This is a genomic window from Caldisalinibacter kiritimatiensis (assembly GCF_000387765.1).
In the GTDB taxonomy this organism is placed as follows: domain Bacteria; phylum Bacillota; class Clostridia; order Tissierellales; family Caldisalinibacteraceae; genus Caldisalinibacter; species Caldisalinibacter kiritimatiensis.
In genome coordinates this window covers 1-15306 of the sequence record NZ_ARZA01000186.1, presented here as the reverse complement: position 1 = coordinate 15306, position 15306 = coordinate 1, and the positions used below count along the sequence as shown (strand labels likewise).

15 protein-coding genes are annotated in these 15306 nt (G+C 31.0%); 3 read left to right on the top strand and 12 right to left on the bottom strand.

What is annotated here, in order from left to right; all coding sequences use genetic code 11:
* Positions 1-125: 125 nt before the first annotated feature.
* The 3 genes from L21TH_RS08110 to L21TH_RS08100 form a co-directional block, all read right to left on the bottom strand.
* A complete protein-coding gene (locus L21TH_RS08110; protein WP_006313855.1) occupies positions 126-971 on the bottom strand; it encodes a 3-hydroxybutyryl-CoA dehydrogenase in 846 nt (281 codons plus the stop codon).
* 55 nt (positions 972-1026) lie between these two features.
* Positions 1027-1806, bottom strand: coding sequence for a short-chain-enoyl-CoA hydratase (locus L21TH_RS08105; RefSeq protein ID WP_006313853.1), 780 nt, complete (start codon positions 1804-1806; stop codon positions 1027-1029).
* Between the two features lie 365 nt (positions 1807-2171).
* The gene (locus tag L21TH_RS08100) at positions 2172-2765 is read right to left on the bottom strand and encodes a 5' nucleotidase, NT5C type (protein WP_006313851.1); all 594 of its coding nucleotides are present in this window, start codon (positions 2763-2765) and stop codon (positions 2172-2174) included.
* A 176-nt stretch (positions 2766-2941) separates the two neighbouring features.
* On the opposite strand from L21TH_RS08100, the gene L21TH_RS08095 reads away from it, so the two are divergent.
* Positions 2942-4111, top strand: coding sequence for an NAD(P)-dependent malic enzyme (locus L21TH_RS08095; RefSeq protein ID WP_006313849.1), 1170 nt, complete (start codon positions 2942-2944; stop codon positions 4109-4111).
* Between the two features lie 3 nt (positions 4112-4114).
* Here the strand turns inward: L21TH_RS08095 and L21TH_RS08090 are convergent, their stop codons facing one another.
* The 4 genes from L21TH_RS08090 to L21TH_RS08080 form a co-directional block, all read right to left on the bottom strand.
* Complete coding sequence (locus L21TH_RS08090; RefSeq protein ID WP_006313840.1) at positions 4115-5110, bottom strand: zinc dependent phospholipase C family protein; 996 nt, start codon at positions 5108-5110, stop codon at positions 4115-4117.
* 89 nt (positions 5111-5199) lie between these two features.
* Complete coding sequence (locus L21TH_RS08085; protein ID WP_006313834.1) at positions 5200-6156, bottom strand: arsenic resistance protein; 957 nt, start codon at positions 6154-6156, stop codon at positions 5200-5202.
* Between the two features lie 226 nt (positions 6157-6382).
* Positions 6383-6478: a MetS family NSS transporter small subunit gene (locus L21TH_RS14290; protein ID WP_155848338.1), complete on the bottom strand. Its 96-nt coding sequence runs from the start codon at positions 6476-6478 to the stop codon at positions 6383-6385.
* Positions 6479-6518: 40 nt separating this feature from the next.
* Positions 6519-8033, bottom strand: a complete 1515-nt coding sequence (locus L21TH_RS08080; protein ID WP_006313833.1) for a sodium-dependent transporter — start codon at positions 8031-8033, stop codon at positions 6519-6521.
* 397 nt (positions 8034-8430) lie between these two features.
* Here L21TH_RS08080 and L21TH_RS08075 point away from each other — a divergent pair, with 397 nt between their 5' ends.
* On the top strand, positions 8431-9069 hold the full coding sequence (locus L21TH_RS08075; RefSeq protein WP_006313832.1) for a nitroreductase family protein: 639 nt from the start codon (positions 8431-8433) through the stop codon (positions 9067-9069).
* 24 nt (positions 9070-9093) lie between these two features.
* On the opposite strand, the gene dcd is transcribed toward L21TH_RS08075, so the two are convergent.
* Complete coding sequence (dcd, locus tag L21TH_RS08070) at positions 9094-9627, bottom strand: dCTP deaminase (RefSeq protein WP_006313830.1); 534 nt, start codon at positions 9625-9627, stop codon at positions 9094-9096.
* Positions 9628-9787: 160 nt separating this feature from the next.
* On the opposite strand from dcd, the gene L21TH_RS08065 reads away from it, so the two are divergent.
* Positions 9788-9982 carry an H-type small acid-soluble spore protein gene (locus tag L21TH_RS08065; RefSeq protein WP_006313828.1) on the top strand — a complete coding sequence of 65 codons (195 nt, stop codon included), beginning with the start codon at positions 9788-9790 and terminating at the stop codon, positions 9980-9982.
* 140 nt (positions 9983-10122) lie between these two features.
* Here L21TH_RS08065 and lplA read toward each other — a convergent pair whose 3' ends face one another.
* The 4 genes from lplA to L21TH_RS08045 form a co-directional block, all read right to left on the bottom strand.
* Complete coding sequence (lplA, locus tag L21TH_RS08060; protein ID WP_242826512.1) at positions 10123-11121, bottom strand: lipoate--protein ligase; 999 nt, start codon at positions 11119-11121, stop codon at positions 10123-10125.
* Positions 11111-12817 carry a dihydrolipoyl dehydrogenase gene (gene lpdA, locus L21TH_RS08055; RefSeq protein ID WP_006313824.1) on the bottom strand — a complete coding sequence of 569 codons (1707 nt, stop codon included), beginning with the start codon at positions 12815-12817 and terminating at the stop codon, positions 11111-11113. The genes lplA and lpdA overlap by 11 nt, the downstream gene beginning before the upstream one ends.
* A gap of 48 nt (positions 12818-12865) precedes the next feature.
* On the bottom strand, positions 12866-13219 hold the full coding sequence (locus L21TH_RS08050; protein WP_006313823.1) for a carboxymuconolactone decarboxylase family protein: 354 nt from the start codon (positions 13217-13219) through the stop codon (positions 12866-12868).
* Between the two features lie 187 nt (positions 13220-13406).
* A complete protein-coding gene (locus L21TH_RS08045; protein WP_479722805.1) occupies positions 13407-14738 on the bottom strand; it encodes a glucose-6-phosphate isomerase in 1332 nt (443 codons plus the stop codon).
* Between the last annotated feature and the right edge of the window lie 568 nt (positions 14739-15306).

Here is a 15306-nt window from a genome sequence, read left to right as displayed (position 1 = left end):
TTATATTGTCATATAAGTCCTTAATAATTTACTCAATAGAATATTATAATTTAATATGTTAACATTTTAACATTCTTCAAGCACAGGTGAACCCTACCGTACCGGTAGGGTTCAAATGAATATTATTATTTACTATAGTCATAAAATCCTTTACCAGTTTTTCTTCCTAATAAACCACCTCTAACCATTTTTCTTAATAATGGATGTGGTCTGTATTTTGAATCTCCAAACTCTTGATATAATACTTCCATAACTGCTAAACATACATCATTACCAATCAAGTCAGCTAAAGCTAAAGGTCCTATTGGATGATTTGCACCCAATTTCATAGCTGCATCTATATCTTCTGCTGTTGCAATACCTTCTGCTAATATTCCAACAGCTTCATTTATCATTGGAATAAGTATTCTATTAACAACAAACCCTGGAGCCTCTTCTACTTGCACAGGTGTTTTTCCTAATTCCTTTGATAATTCTACAACTTTGTTGTTAGTTTCTTCTGATGTTGCAATCCCCTTAATAACTTCTATTAATTTCATCACTGGTACTGGATTAAAGAAGTGCATACCTATTACCTTATCTGGTCTGTTTGTTGCACTTGCTATTTCAGTTATTGAAAGTGATGATGTATTCGTAGCAAGAATTGCCTCTGGCTTACAAATCTCATCTAATTCAGCAAATATTTTCTTTTTGATATCTAAATTTTCTACTGCTGCCTCTACTACTAAATCAACGTCTTTAGCTAAGTTAATATCAGTAGTAGCTGTGATTTTTCCTAATACTTCTTGTTTCTCTTCTTCAGTCATTCTTTCTTTCTTAACGTTTCTGTCTAAATTCTTTGTTATTACTGATAGACCTCTTTCAACATAGTCGTCTTTAATGTCTCTCATTATTACTTCATGTCCTGCCATAGCAAAAGCTTGAGCAATTCCTGAACCCATAGTCCCTGCTCCTAAAACACATACCTTCATCTTTACATCCTCCTTCTATTTATGTTCATTTTTCTATACATACTAATTGCTTTTTCTATTTATTCTTAAAGTTTGGTTTTCTCTTTTCAACAAATGCTGTCATACCCTCTTTTTGGTCTTCTGTTGCAAAACATAATGCAAATAGCTCTCTTTCAAGTGCCATTCCTGTTTCAATGTCAGTTTCTATTCCTCTATTAATTGCCTTTTTAGAATATCTTACAGCTAATTGTCCTTTTGATGCTATCTTATTAGCTAAGTCCATAGCTTTTTCCATTAACTCTTCTTGTGATACCACTTTATTTACTAGCCCTATCTTCTCTGCTTCAGCTGCTGATATCATATCTCCTGTAAAGATTAACTCATTAGCCTTCGCTGCTCCCACTAATCTTGCTAGTCTTTGTGTTCCTGCAAATCCTGGAGTTATACCTAAACCAACTTCAGGTTGACCAAACTTAGCCTTCTCTCCTGCAACTCTAATGTCACAGCTCATAGCTAGCTCACAGCCACCACCTAAAGCAAATCCATTAACAGCAGCTATAACAGGTTTTTCCATAAGTTCGATTTTTCTGAATACTTCTAGTCCTAAATTAGCAAATTCTCTTGCTTCTTCTGGAGTTTTATCCTTCATTTCAGTAATATCTGCTCCAGCTACAAAAGCCTTTCCTTCTCCTGTTATAACAACCACATATATTTCCTCATCTTTTTCTATTGTATTTATAGCTTGATTTAATTCCTCTAATACTGAAGTGTTTAATGCATTTAACGCTTTAGGTCGATTAATACTTAATATTGCTACGTTACCTTCTTTTTTTAATAAAAGGTTTTCAAATGCCATAGTACCCCCTCCTTAAGGTTTTATACTTATATTAATAAGCAATTAGTGTGCCAATTTTTATAAAATTTAAAAACATAGATAAATCAACATGTTTAGACTTAAACCTAAATATATTCTTAAGACAAAGTGTAAAATAATTATACACAAAACGTTTTCAAACTCTTAAACTACTTTATTCAAGTATCTGTCTACTTTCAAATACACCTGTACGATATTTCGTACATTCATTCATAGAGGTTAATCATATTTAACTATTTCTCCAAAAAATTCTATTTTCCTTCAAAAAAAATAAAACTTCATAAAATAATTATGAAGTTTTATTTAAGAGTTCCACTTATTCAGTTTTTCATTTTATACATTCAACTTTATGCAATTTCTTGAATAGCTTCTTCTTTTCTTATTTCTAACTTTTTAATTTCATTATATATTTCATTCCAGTTAAAAACCCTTGTTATACCTGGAATTACTGGCAATCTATTATAATAACAATCAACAAGTAATACTTTAAATCCTGCAAGAGCCAATTGAATAGCATTTTCATATCTATCTTCAATAAATACATCACAGTTTAATTCTTTAGCTTTATCTACTTTGTAATGACTTCCCAATAAAAATACTGAGTCCATAGGAAACTCGTTCATTCTAAGCCATTTGTATGTTACCTCTGTCATTCTTTTTTCTCTAGCTGTTACATAATATAAATTATGCCTTTTAGAAAGCTCTTTAAGCTTTTCATTTGCATTATCCCTTACAGTTGCATTTAAATGTATCATTTCCCCAAATTTATCATAAAACTCTAAGTATTCTTCTCTAGTTACCCCCAAAACCTTATCTATCTCATACTCTGTCACATTATAAGGCTCTATACTAGTATTAAAATACTTATTGGCTAAACCTATCCAATCATATGGATTAGTTATAGTGCCATCAATATCTATACAAATGTTTAATCTTTTCATCATATACCCCCTAATTTTTTATGTAATATTATAATAACTTTTATCTTTTAAAATGGTATTAGAAACATATTATGGTTAGGTTAAAAACAAGGAAATGCTACATTTTCTTGTTGCTTAAAACATACTAAAATGTGATATACTTATTTAAAGATTATATTATTGAAAGGATGATTATAATGGACTACAGACAACAAAGTTTAAAGATACATGAAGAAAAGAAAGGTAAAGTTGAAGTTACATCAAAGGTAAAGGTGGAAAACAAAGACGATTTAAGCATAGCATATACACCAGGAGTAGCAGAGCCTTGTAGAAAAATACATGAAAATCCTGCCGAAGTTTACAAATATACTTCTAAAGGTAATTTAGTAGCTGTAGTGACAGACGGGTCTGCTGTTTTAGGTCTAGGTAATATAGGTCCTCAAGCTGCAATGCCTGTAATGGAAGGCAAAGCTATTTTATTTAAAGAATTTGCAGATATTGATGCTTTCCCTATATGTTTAAATGCACAAAACATAGATGAAATCGTTAATACAGTTAAAACTATCGCTCCTACATTTGGTGGAATAAATTTAGAAGATATAAGTGCTCCAAGATGTTTTGAAATAGAGAAAAAATTAAAAGAAGAATTAGATATCCCTGTATTTCATGATGACCAACACGGTACTGCAATAGTAGTAACTGCTGGATTAATTAACTCATTGAAATTAGTAGATAAAAATATTAGTAATATTAAAGTAGTAGTTAATGGTGCAGGTTCAGCTGGCATAGCTATCGTTAAAATGTTATTAAATCTAGGTGCAAAAAATATTTTAGTATGTGATAAACAAGGTATCCTATATAAAGGTAATTGTAATAATCCTTATCAAGAAGAAATTGTAGAAATCGTAAATAAAGATTCCAAAAAGGGTACGTTAGAGGATGCACTAGTTGATGCGGATGTGTTTATAGGTGTATCTGCAGGTAATATAGTATCACAAGATATGATAAAAAGTATGAATAATGACCCTATCGTTTTTGCAATGGCTAATCCTATCCCTGAAATAATGCCTGATTTAGCAAAAGAAGCAGGAGCAAGAGTTGTAGGTTCTGGTCGCTCAGATTTTCCAAATCAAATTAACAATGTACTTGCATTCCCTGGAATATTTAAAGGAGCATTAAAAGTAAAAGCAAAGGAAATAAACGAAGAAATGAAATTAGCAGCCGCCTACGCAATTGCAAATATAATAGAGAAAAATGAATTAAAAGAAGATTATGTTGTTCCAGCTCCATTAGATAAAAGAGTAGTACCAAAGATAGCTGAAGCTGTAGCTGAAGCAGCTAAAAAGACAGGAGCTGCTAAAATTTAGACCCTATCTTTCAAAGATAGGGTCATAATATATAATTTCACATTTTTGGTTAGTAGGTTTACCTGTAACATATGATATATTGGGAAAAAGCTTTTCTAAATCCTTTATTTCCAATTTATCCTCTAGATACATTATTGCTCCCTTTAGCATTTCCCTACTTTCTATAACTGCTTTATCGAGAAGGTCATCAAAGCTGCTATTATAAACCTCTTTTTTATCACAAGGATGATTCCATATATTATGGTTTCTATTCATATAGTCCCTTTGAGCAAGTCGTCTTGGGTAAATAACGCTATTATAATCTATATCTCCTCTAGTAACTAAGTCTATAAAATAAAGTAAAACTTTTTTTATTCCTAGTCTATCATGAGTTATTTTAAACACTTTTTTCATATCGTTATAAGAATCTACAATAAAATCAGGATTACTCTTATATTTATAAAGATTTGAAATTATATATTTGTAAAATTGTACAACTACTTTAGGAAGTCCTCCTTCAATATCTATTTCTTTAAATACAGGATATTTATAAGCGTCTATACCCTTTCTTTCTTTTACTATTATAGAGTCAATTATAACTTCTAGTTTTTTATGATAACCACTATATTTACGTGTCTCAGGCTTGTTTTTATCATATTTTCCTGAATAATAATGTATATATGGATGTGCTACTCTATCTAACCCAAAGTGGCATACAAACCCTGCTAAATATGTAAACAGTAATTGAAATCCCTTTTGTTTTTCTATATTATGCTTAAGGTAATTGAATCCCTTTATAAAAAACTCTCCAGTTTTTTCTTCATGTAATAATGAACCAAATTTTACTCCTCTTTTTTCTTTAATCCAAGGCCAAAAGTCATTATATAAAAATATATCAGGTCCTTGACAGCCAAGATTAAATAACTTCTTGTTTTTGATAAGAATTTCTTTCCACTTACTATCATGCAATGAATTTAAAACTTCTTCGCCACAAATAATATGGGTCCAAATATCAGGCATAACCCCCACTCCCTATTAATCGGTATCCATAGATATTATATCATATAATGGAAGAAAAAAACTAAAAAGAAAGAAGGGTTTGCACCCTTCTAATTAATTGCTACTTCACCTCGCATTAACATTCTCATATAAAATGCAGCTAATGGCACTTGAATAATATATCCAATGGCTATTAAAAATACCGATAAGCCACCTCCAAAAGCACTTAAACTTAACCCTAATGAAATAGTTAAATTACGCATAGTACTTCCATAAACTAATGCAATACTATTACCTCTATCTAACACTCTACTACCAATACTATGACTTATTATTAATAAGACTCCATAATATATAACTAAAGGTACAAGTGAATATAAAACTAAACTACTTTCATTAATTATAGTTTTACTTTTCAATGACATAGCAACAAATACTATTATCAATACTCCAACAGAGCTTATAGCTCCTAAGTGAGGTTTTATTTTCTTAAAGCCGCTTTCTTTGTATTTCCACATTAATATTCTTCTTGTTATATCACCTAACACTAATGGTATAATTACTACTTTCAATAAACTATATATTATAGTCATTGTATCAACCGTTACAGCTTCTCCAATAAATAACTTCATATATAGCGGTATCATTACTATTGAAAGCAGCAGGTTTGATGATATTATAAGTAATGCTGACTTCATATTACCATTTGCCAATCCCGTCCAAGATGCTGTCATCCCACTAGTCGGTATCAGGGAAATTAAAATTAACCCTACTGTTAACATAGGTTGATTAGCAAAAAATAGCTTACTTAATCCAAAAGCTATAATAGGTGATATAATGAAGTTCATTCCCAAACTTATTAGTAAAGGTTTTGGATTTGAAATCCCTTCAAATAAATCAGTAACTTTTAAGTTTATCATCATAGGATAAACCATTAAAAATAGAGTCGGAGTTACTAATACCTTTAATCCACTCACATCATTTACATAACCATTTGCTAGCCCTAATATCATCATTCCTAGTATCAAGTAAGATAGATTGTCTTTTATGAATTTTGCTATATTCATTTTATACCTCCTTAACAAATAGTTTTTTGGCATACGCCAATAATATAATACCCATATATCGTATCATTAATCATATTTTTTATAAATTTTTAAAAACACTAATGTGAATTTTTAGGTGCTATGTGCTATTTTTTCCATGCCAACACACCCATTAGCAGCTCACATTTAAATGTGAGCTAAACAGCAAAAAAGAAGGCTGAAAACTCAGCCTTCTTTTTTGATATATCTATTGACTTTTTCTAGCACGTGATATAGCCCAGAATAAACCTCCATACAATACTACAACGCCAAAGATAAGCATAATCCATGAACCTGCAGTCATCTAAATTCCCCCTTATATTAAAGGTAAATATACCAAATAACTACTCTTCATTTAACACTTCTTCAGGCTCTATTTCCTTTAATTTAGTCTTTGCTAGGATTACAGATATGATAACTAATACTACTAATACAAGCCAGCCTCCTACTACAATTGCCCAAAGATCGTATCCCTCATACATAGTACCGTTTATAGCATCTATAATCTCTTGTATAACATTCCATACCAAGATTATAGCTAACATTAAAGGTGATATAACTTTAAGTAGTATATCAAACCAAGGTCCTAGCTTTACTTCAGATATAGGATTTACATATTCACGTAATTTCTTGGACTTAAATCCCCAACCGATTAATAAAGCTTCTAATAATGCCACTGTAACTACATTAAAGTTGTTTATATATCTATCAACTATATCTAACCAGTATAATCCTCCTTTAGTAGCATAAAGTAAACTAACTATAAATCCAATGCCAATAACCAATTTTGTTGTTTTCTTCTTATTCCATGAATACTTATCAGATAATCCTGCCACTACTCCTTCAACAAGTGAAAATGCAGAGTCTATACCAAGAGTTAATAGCATAATGAAAAATACTAGTGCAAATAAAGCATTTCCAAAAGGTAATAAATTGATAGCTTCTGGATAAACCCAAAATGCCAATCCAACTCCACCACTACCAGCAACCTCTGCTACTGGAGCGCCTTTTTGTACAGCCATATAACCTATAGTACTAAATACAGCAAAACCTGATAAGAAGCTTATACCACAGTTTGATAATGCAGTTATGATTGCATTATTAGTAATATCTGATTTCTTTGGTAAGTAACTAGCATAAGCTATCATAACCCCAAATGCCAAACTCAATGAAAAGAAAATCTGTCCGTATGCTGCAACCCATACTTTAGGGTCTAATAATTTTGAAAAGTCTGGGTCTAGGTAGAAGTTTAGTCCCTCTACTGCTCCTTCTAATGTTATTCCTCTTATTACTAATATACCTAACATTGCTAATGGTAAAGGAACTGTCCATTTTACAACTTTACCAACTGATTTTGTTCCATCTCTAATAGTCCAATAAATAGCTATCCATGCAATTATAAGTCCTATGATTACTGGTAAACTAAAGCCACCTAACTCACCTGGTCCACTAGATATATGTAGTACCTTATTTAAGAAAAAGTCCTGTGGTGCATTCCCCCAAGCTGTAGTTAGTGAATACCATAAATAATCAAATACCCAAGCCATAATAACACTGTAATAAGTAACTATTATAAAACTTATAAGAATAGGCCACCAACCTAACCATTCCCATCCTTTTTTAATTTTACTCATCGCAGTAGGTGCTCCGGCTTGGAACTTATGTCCTATTGCAAATTCAAGTATTAAAAGAGGTATACCTGCTGTTATAAGTGCAATGAAATAAGGAATCAGAAAAGCTCCACCACCATTAGATGCTGCTTGATATGGAAATCTCCATGCATTCCCCAATCCTGCCGCTGAACCTATAGCTGCAAATACAAATATAGTTCTGCTACTCCATCGCTGTCTTTTTTCCATTTAAAACCCCCCTTTAAAATTAAAAGAATTAAGTACTAAGACTCACCTCCTATTACATTATTATTCACTTTTGTTACATTTTATTAACATTCACACTTTTATTATATCACTTTTTTGAATTTTCTCAATATTTGTTATATTTTTGTCACATTAATTTATTTCTACAGTATAACATTGAAGGTTAATGTGATATGTTATTTTGTGTTTCAGGTGGATTATACTATCATAATAAACTATTACCTACTTTGTCTAAAATAAAAATAACATCGTAAATATTTACTCATTCACAGGCAAATTAATACAAAATTAATTAGTAACTATTAGTTTTTTTATGTTATACTAGTTTATAAGATGAAATTTTTACAATTTTCCACAAATTTTTATAAGGAGGTTAACGATGGGAAAATTAGATTTTATCTATAAGAGACACAGTGTTAGAAAATTCAAAGATGAAGAAATACCTATGGAAGATATTAAAGAGATTATCAAAGCAGCTACATATGCTCCTTCAGGTAAGAACCAACAAAACTGGCATTTCGTCATAGTTAAAAATAAAGAAAAGATTGAAGAAATGGCTAAAATCGTAGAAAAGAAAAATGCAGAACTAGCTAGTTCTACTGACGATGAAAAGAAAAAGAAATCTATGACAAAGTTTTTAAAATATCATACTGTATTTAGAAATGCTCCGATGGTAGTTTTAGTATTCGCAGGTCCATATCCTTCAACTGGCATTGACATTCTTGAAGAAAAAGGAGCAACTCAAGAAGAGCTTAACGCCGTTTTACTACCAAACCCAGGAATTCAAAACGTAGCAGCAGCTATGGAAAACTTACAATTAGCCGCAGCAAATCTAGGCTACGGAACATGCTGGATGACTGGTCCTAACTATGCTAGTAAAGAAATAACTGAGTACATAGGCTTTAATAAAGAAGGATATTTCTTAGCTGCCATGACTCCACTTGGAGTGCCTGAAGAATCTAAACTTACAAGTCCACCAAGAAAACCTGTAGAAGAAGTTTTAACTATAATTGAGTAAAAGCGGCGTAGCCGCTTTTACTCTTTACCTATCCACATCCATAAAAACTCTACTGCCTGTTGCTTTTCTTTGTCCTTGATATTTACCTCTATACGGATTTTCAGCTTCTTTATCCATAAAGGCAAAAACTAACTGACATATTCTTCTTCCTGAGATTAATTTAATAGGAAGTCTATTAGCATTATACAGCTCTAATGTTATTTCTCCTTCAAAGCCAGGGTCAACCCAACCTGCATTCTGAATAAATAACCCCATTCTACCAATTGAACTTCTACCTTCTACAAATGCAGTAACATTGTTAGGTAATTTTATATATTCCCTAGTAGTTGCTAGTAAAAATGAATTAGGTGGTATTATTATCTCATTACTTTCAATCTCTACATATTTTATTTCCTTATCTAAGCTCATAGATTCAATAGAATTTTCATCTACTTTTAAAAAATGTGTCCCTAATTTAAGGTCTACTGAAGCTGGTTGAATTTGCTCGTCATCAATAGGCTCAATAACTAATTCCTTTGTCTTTAGCATTTCCTTTATAGTTTTATCTGAAAGTATCATCGCAGCTCACCTCTTAGTAAATATTTTAAAATTTATTTCTTATCTATAAATTATATATCAACTAATAATATCCTTTAAAATTTATTTACTATTTTTAAGTTTTATAGATACATATTTACTCTTATATTTAAAAATAATATCCTTGAAGGGAGGTTTATTGGTGGATATAGACAGAGCTTATGAAATATTAAATTCTCCAAAAAAAATTGAAGTAACTTATAATAATACTCCAGTTTGGATAGAAGGTATTAATAAACAAAAAGGAACTGCAAATATTAAAATGCTAAGTAACAACACATTACTTGAAGTCAATACAAATAGTTTAACTGAAACAGGTAATTTAATGAAATCATAAAGAACAAAATCGACTTCGTCGATTTGTCAGTTAGTAGTTTTTAAATTATATTTTATCTACAAATTTAATCTGTTTATAATTTCCTACTTAATATTAAAAAGGGTGCCGACTAACTATCAGCACCTTTTTATCTTAAAAATTTATATCATTTTTATAAATAATTCTTTTATATCTTTAATAATGTTATTATCTTCACAATCGTAAGCAACATCATCTATTTTCTTTATTATATTATCTAATTTAAGCTGAATTCCTTTTAATTCGTGTGCAAGCTTTTGTATTAATGTACTATTCATTGCATCTGAGTAAATTGTTACTCGTTTTATATATCCTTCCTGTAACCTCAATCTAATATCTATTTCTCCCCAAGTGAATTTATCACTAAATTTTATATCAAAATCTGGAGAATCACCATATCTCCATTCCCATGAAGAATACTTTTTATAAAGTCTTTTTATCTCTTCATTTGATTCGTTAATACCCATATCTTCGTTAGTTCCATTATATATATTAATAAAGCTTTGTTTAATACTTTTCTTTACAGTATCTATTGTAATGTCACTTTTTAATTCTTTTAAGTTTATTACTCTAGACTTGACTGAATCTATACCTTTAGACATTATCTTAGCCTTAGAAGGCTGCAAGTATGTAGAAAGCTTAGAAAAGTCAGTATCTACTAATATAGTTCCATGATGATATGCTCTATTGTTGCTGAAGTAAAAGGCATTTCCTGATATTTTTTTACCTTGTACTACTATGTCATTTCTACCTGTAAATTCAGCTTGTATTCCTAATTGTTTTATACCATTTAAAATAACTTGTATTTGTTTTTCAAAGTCATATAAATATTCTTTCATTATAAAAGTAAAATTCAAGTTTCCTAAATCGTGATAAACTGCACCACCCCCAGATAATCTTCGTGCTAGTTTACCTCCATCTCTTTTTAATTCTTCACATCTACATTCTTTCCATGGATTCTGATTTCTACCTATTACAACTGTATCTTTGTTTTGCCAAAGATACAGTATAATTTCTTTATCAGATATATTATTAAACAAATATTCTTCCATAGCCAAGTTATACCATGGATTTACAGATGATGTCTCAACTATTCTAGTCATTATGCTCCTATTCTGCAAAGTGTAGTGCTCCTCCTTCGACTGATAAGGCTCCTTCATGTATTGATTCTGCAGTAGTTGGATGGGCATGTATAGTCTCTATTATGTCTTCAGCTGTTAATCCATTTTGAATTGCCAATGCAACTTCTGCTATCAAGTCAGTAGCATGAGGTCCTATTATAGTTCCTCCTATAATCTTACCTGTAGCCTTATCTTTAACTATCTTTACAAATCCTCTAGATTCTCCTAAAGTTAAAGCCTTCCCATTTGCACTAAATGGGAATTTTCCTACCTCTACATCAATATTAGCTTCCCTTGCTGCATCCTCACAGATACCTACCATTGCTATTTCTGGGTCAGTAAATATAGCACTTGGTATAACTGTATAATCCATTTCCTTTTCTTCTCCCATAATATTTTTTACAGCTACAATTCCTTGATGAGAAGCAACATGTGCAAGTTGTACTTTATTTGTTACATCTCCTATTGCGTATACATTTGATACATTTGTTTGCATTTTTTCATTAACTTTTATTCCTATATTGTTTTCATTCATTTCTATATTTAGTTCTTCTACTCCTAAGCCTTCAAGATAAGGTTTTCTTCCTACTGCCATAAGCACCTTATCAGCTGTAACATATTTTATCTGTTCACCTTTAGAAAAGGCAATTATACACTCGCCATCTTCACCTTCCATAATTGATTCAACCTTTGAATCTGTGTATAACTTAATACCTCTTTCACCTGCAATTTTAGTAATTTCTTCAGACACATCATCATCTAAAGCTGCAAGCACCTTATCAAGATATTCTATAACTGTAACATCAACGCCTAAATTTGCATAAATAAATGCAAATTCCATACCTATAACTCCGCCACCTACTATTACTATCTTATCAGGTAGGTTTGTAAGGCTTAAAGCCTCTTTACTTGTAATAACATTTTCTAATTCTACACCTGGTATTGGTATCATAGATGTTTCTGAGCCAGTTGCAATAATTATATTTTTAGCTTTAATGGTAGTTTCAGATCTATTCTCTTTTACAAAGACTGTTTCATTATCGACTAGCTTACCTGCTCCTTTTATAACTTGTACTCCGTTCTTTTCCATTAAGTACTCAATTCCACCAACCAATTGTTTTACTACATTATCTTTTCTAGCTATAACCTTTTGCATATCAACTTTTACATCGTCAACGTTTACCCCATAGGATTCTGCTTCTTTACAATCTTTATATACTTGTGCTGACCTTACTAAAGCTTTAGTTGGAATACATCCCCAATTTAAACATGTACCTCCAAGGTTCTCTTTTTCAACAAGAACAACCTTAGCTCCCAATTTTGCACCTTGTATAGCAGCTACATATCCACCAGGGCCTCCACCTATTACTACTATGTCAGCATTTATTTCTTTCTTTTGAGGTTTCATTAATCCTCCAAAGTAATTAAAGCTTCCTTCATTACTTTCTTCTTGCTTTTTCTCACCTTCTATTTTTACTAATAGGTCATTTAATTTTACTTCCTGTCCTACTTCTACCTCTATACTTTTTACCTTACCTTCTACTTCAGATGTTACAGTAACATTACCCTTGTTTGATTCAACTTCAAACAGTTTATCCCCTGACTTTACCTCATCTCCAACTTTTATATATACTTTTCCTATCTTACCGCTTTTAGCATGTCCAGATAAATTTTCTAATTTTATATCTATTTCCATAGTATTCCTCCTTCTATGCAAAAAAGGCAGCTTACACTGCCTTTTCTATTATTTAAAGTCTCCTTCGAATTCATCTAATGATTGTTTTACTAATGTAACTGTGTAAGCCATTGATGGTCCTCCACCAAATGCAACAGCAACCATAGCAGCTTCTAAAATTTCTTCACGAGTAGCTCCTGCTTCAAGTGCTTTATATACATGGAATACTATACAATATTCACAACGGTTGTATGCAGCTATTGCTACGCTTATTAATTCTTTAGTTTTAACATCAAGCTTTTGTGGTTCATATGCTTTACCTAATAAATTCATAAAAGCTTCTACTTGTTCCTTATTAGTCTTACTTACCTCTTCAAGTCCTGCTGTAAAATCATTTAACATTTGTCTAACGTCTTTTGCCATACCAAATTCCTCCCTGCATAGTTAATTTTTTCCTATACATGTACTAGCATATCAAATTTTCATAATTTTTTCAATGTTATTTATGTTGCAAAATTTTTGGTTTTACCACATTTTTCAATGAATGTTGACGACATTATTCAATAAAAAAATGCTATTGGTTAGTATAACCAATAGCATTTCATATTATTTATAATCTTTTAAGTAATTCTTCTCTTAAATCTTCGAATCCTGGTTTGCCTAATAAAGCAAACATGTTTTTCTTATATGCTTCTACTCCCGGTTGGTCAAATGGATTTACTCCTAATACATATCCACTAATTCCACATGCCTTTTCAAAGAAGTAGATTAATTTACCAAAATAATATTCGTTCATTTCTGGTACATTTATTACAATGTTAGGCACGTTTCCATCTGTATGTGCTAAAGTAGTACCTTCAAATGCTTTTTTATTTACAAAATCCATAGTTTTTCCACTTAAGTAGTTTAATCCATCTAAGTTTGCTTCATCTTCTTCAATCTCTATATCTTCTCTTGGTGTAACTACATTGATTACTGTTTCAAATAGATGTCTTCTACCATCTTGGATATATTGACCTAATGAATGAAGGTCTGTAGAGAAATCTACTGATGCTGGGAATATACCCTTACCATCTTTACCTTCACTTTCTCCATATAATTGTTTCCACCATTCAGAAATATAGTGTAATGAAGGCTCATAGTTTACTAATACTTCTATAAGCTTTCCTTTTCTGTGAAGTGCATTTCTTATTGCTGCATATTGATAACATGGGTTGTTTTCTAATTCTTCTACACTATATTCTTCTCTACCTGCTTTAGCTCCTTCCATCATTTTCTCTATATCTAATCCAGCAACAGCTATTGGTAGCATTCCTACTGGTGTAAATATAGAGAATCTTCCTCCAACATCATCTGGAATAATGAAAGTTTCGTATCCTTCTTGCTCTGCTAATTTTCTAAGAGCTCCCTTTGTGCTATCTGTTGTTGCATATATTCTTTCTTTAGCGCCTTCTTTACCGTATTTCTCTTCTATATACTTTCTTAATACTCTAAATGCAATAGCTGGTTCTGTAGTAGTACCTGATTTTGATATAACGTTGATGCTTATATCTTTACCTTCGATAACATCTAATAAGTGCTTTAAGTATGTTCCACTTATATTATTTCCTACAAAATATATCTCTGGAGCATTTCTCTTTTCTTTAGATAATGAATTGTGGAAAGAATGACTTAATGCTTCAATAGCAGCTCTAGCTCCTAAATAAGAACCACCTATACCAACTACTATAAAAACATCTGAATTACTTCTTATTTTTTCTGCTGCTTTCTTTATTCTGTCGAACTCTTCCTTGTCATAGTTTACAGGATAGTCAACCCATCCTAAGAAGTCATTACCAGCACCTGTTTTTTCATGAAGCATTTTGTGTGCATTAGAAATTTGACCTTTTATGTAGTCTAATTCATAGTCCTTTATTAAGGCATTCGAATAATCCAATGTTATATTATTCACTACTATCCCTCCCTATCTATTTTTCAATGTAATATTTTTCTTCATAAAAATTCTGAAACATTATTTCATAACATTTATAGTATCATATCGACAATTTTTATACAATAGGAAGGGATTTAATTTAATGTTAAGTTAGTGAGAACAAATTCAGTGCATGCATTTTAATTGTGAATGATAGATTATTCTTTAAGCTATCTTATTCTGTCTTTTTTAAAGCTTTCTTACGTTCTTCATATTTTCAATTTTACATTTTCTTTTGTTGCTAAGGTTTTTTTATTTATAATTTAAAATTGGCTTTCCTATTCCACTATTGGTACGATTAAAACCATACGGGTAGATCCGTAACACAAGATGTATTTAAAGTTTCAATTCCACTACTGGTACGATTAGAACTACCTTTTCTTAGTGCTGTATAATAATCTTTATTTTGGTTTCAATTCCACTACTGGTACGATTAGAACATATATTTGTTTGTTCTGTATTATTAGCCATGTTATGTTGATGTTAGTATAATATTGTAGACACATTTTCTCGAACATTATAAAATAAAATTAATGGG

What these genes read in the sequence shown, in the direction of transcription:
- dcd (WP_006313830.1), bottom strand. Translation starts at nt 9,627, where the DNA reads ATGATACTTTCAGATAAAACTATAAAGGAAATGCTAAAGACAAAGGAA.
- L21TH_RS08075 (WP_006313832.1), top strand. Translation starts at nt 8,431, where the DNA reads ATGGGAAAATTAGATTTTATCTATAAGAGACACAGTGTTAGAAAATTC.
- L21TH_RS08095 (WP_006313849.1), top strand. Translation starts at nt 2,942, where the DNA reads ATGGACTACAGACAACAAAGTTTAAAGATACATGAAGAAAAGAAAGGT.
- L21TH_RS08100 (WP_006313851.1), bottom strand. Translation starts at nt 2,765, where the DNA reads ATGAAAAGATTAAACATTTGTATAGATATTGATGGCACTATAACTAAT.
- L21TH_RS08085 (WP_006313834.1), bottom strand. Translation starts at nt 6,156, where the DNA reads ATGAATATAGCAAAATTCATAAAAGACAATCTATCTTACTTGATACTA.
- L21TH_RS08080 (WP_006313833.1), bottom strand. Translation starts at nt 8,033, where the DNA reads ATGGAAAAAAGACAGCGATGGAGTAGCAGAACTATATTTGTATTTGCA.
- L21TH_RS08090 (WP_006313840.1), bottom strand. Translation starts at nt 5,110, where the DNA reads ATGCCTGATATTTGGACCCATATTATTTGTGGCGAAGAAGTTTTAAAT.
- L21TH_RS08110 (WP_006313855.1), bottom strand. Translation starts at nt 971, where the DNA reads ATGAAGGTATGTGTTTTAGGAGCAGGGACTATGGGTTCAGGAATTGCT.
- L21TH_RS08105 (WP_006313853.1), bottom strand. Translation starts at nt 1,806, where the DNA reads ATGGCATTTGAAAACCTTTTATTAAAAAAAGAAGGTAACGTAGCAATA.
- L21TH_RS14290 (WP_155848338.1), bottom strand. Translation starts at nt 6,478, where the DNA reads ATGACTGCAGGTTCATGGATTATGCTTATCTTTGGCGTTGTAGTATTG.
- lpdA (WP_006313824.1), bottom strand. Translation starts at nt 12,817, where the DNA reads ATGGAAATAGATATAAAATTAGAAAATTTATCTGGACATGCTAAAAGC.
- L21TH_RS08050 (WP_006313823.1), bottom strand. Translation starts at nt 13,219, where the DNA reads ATGGCAAAAGACGTTAGACAAATGTTAAATGATTTTACAGCAGGACTT.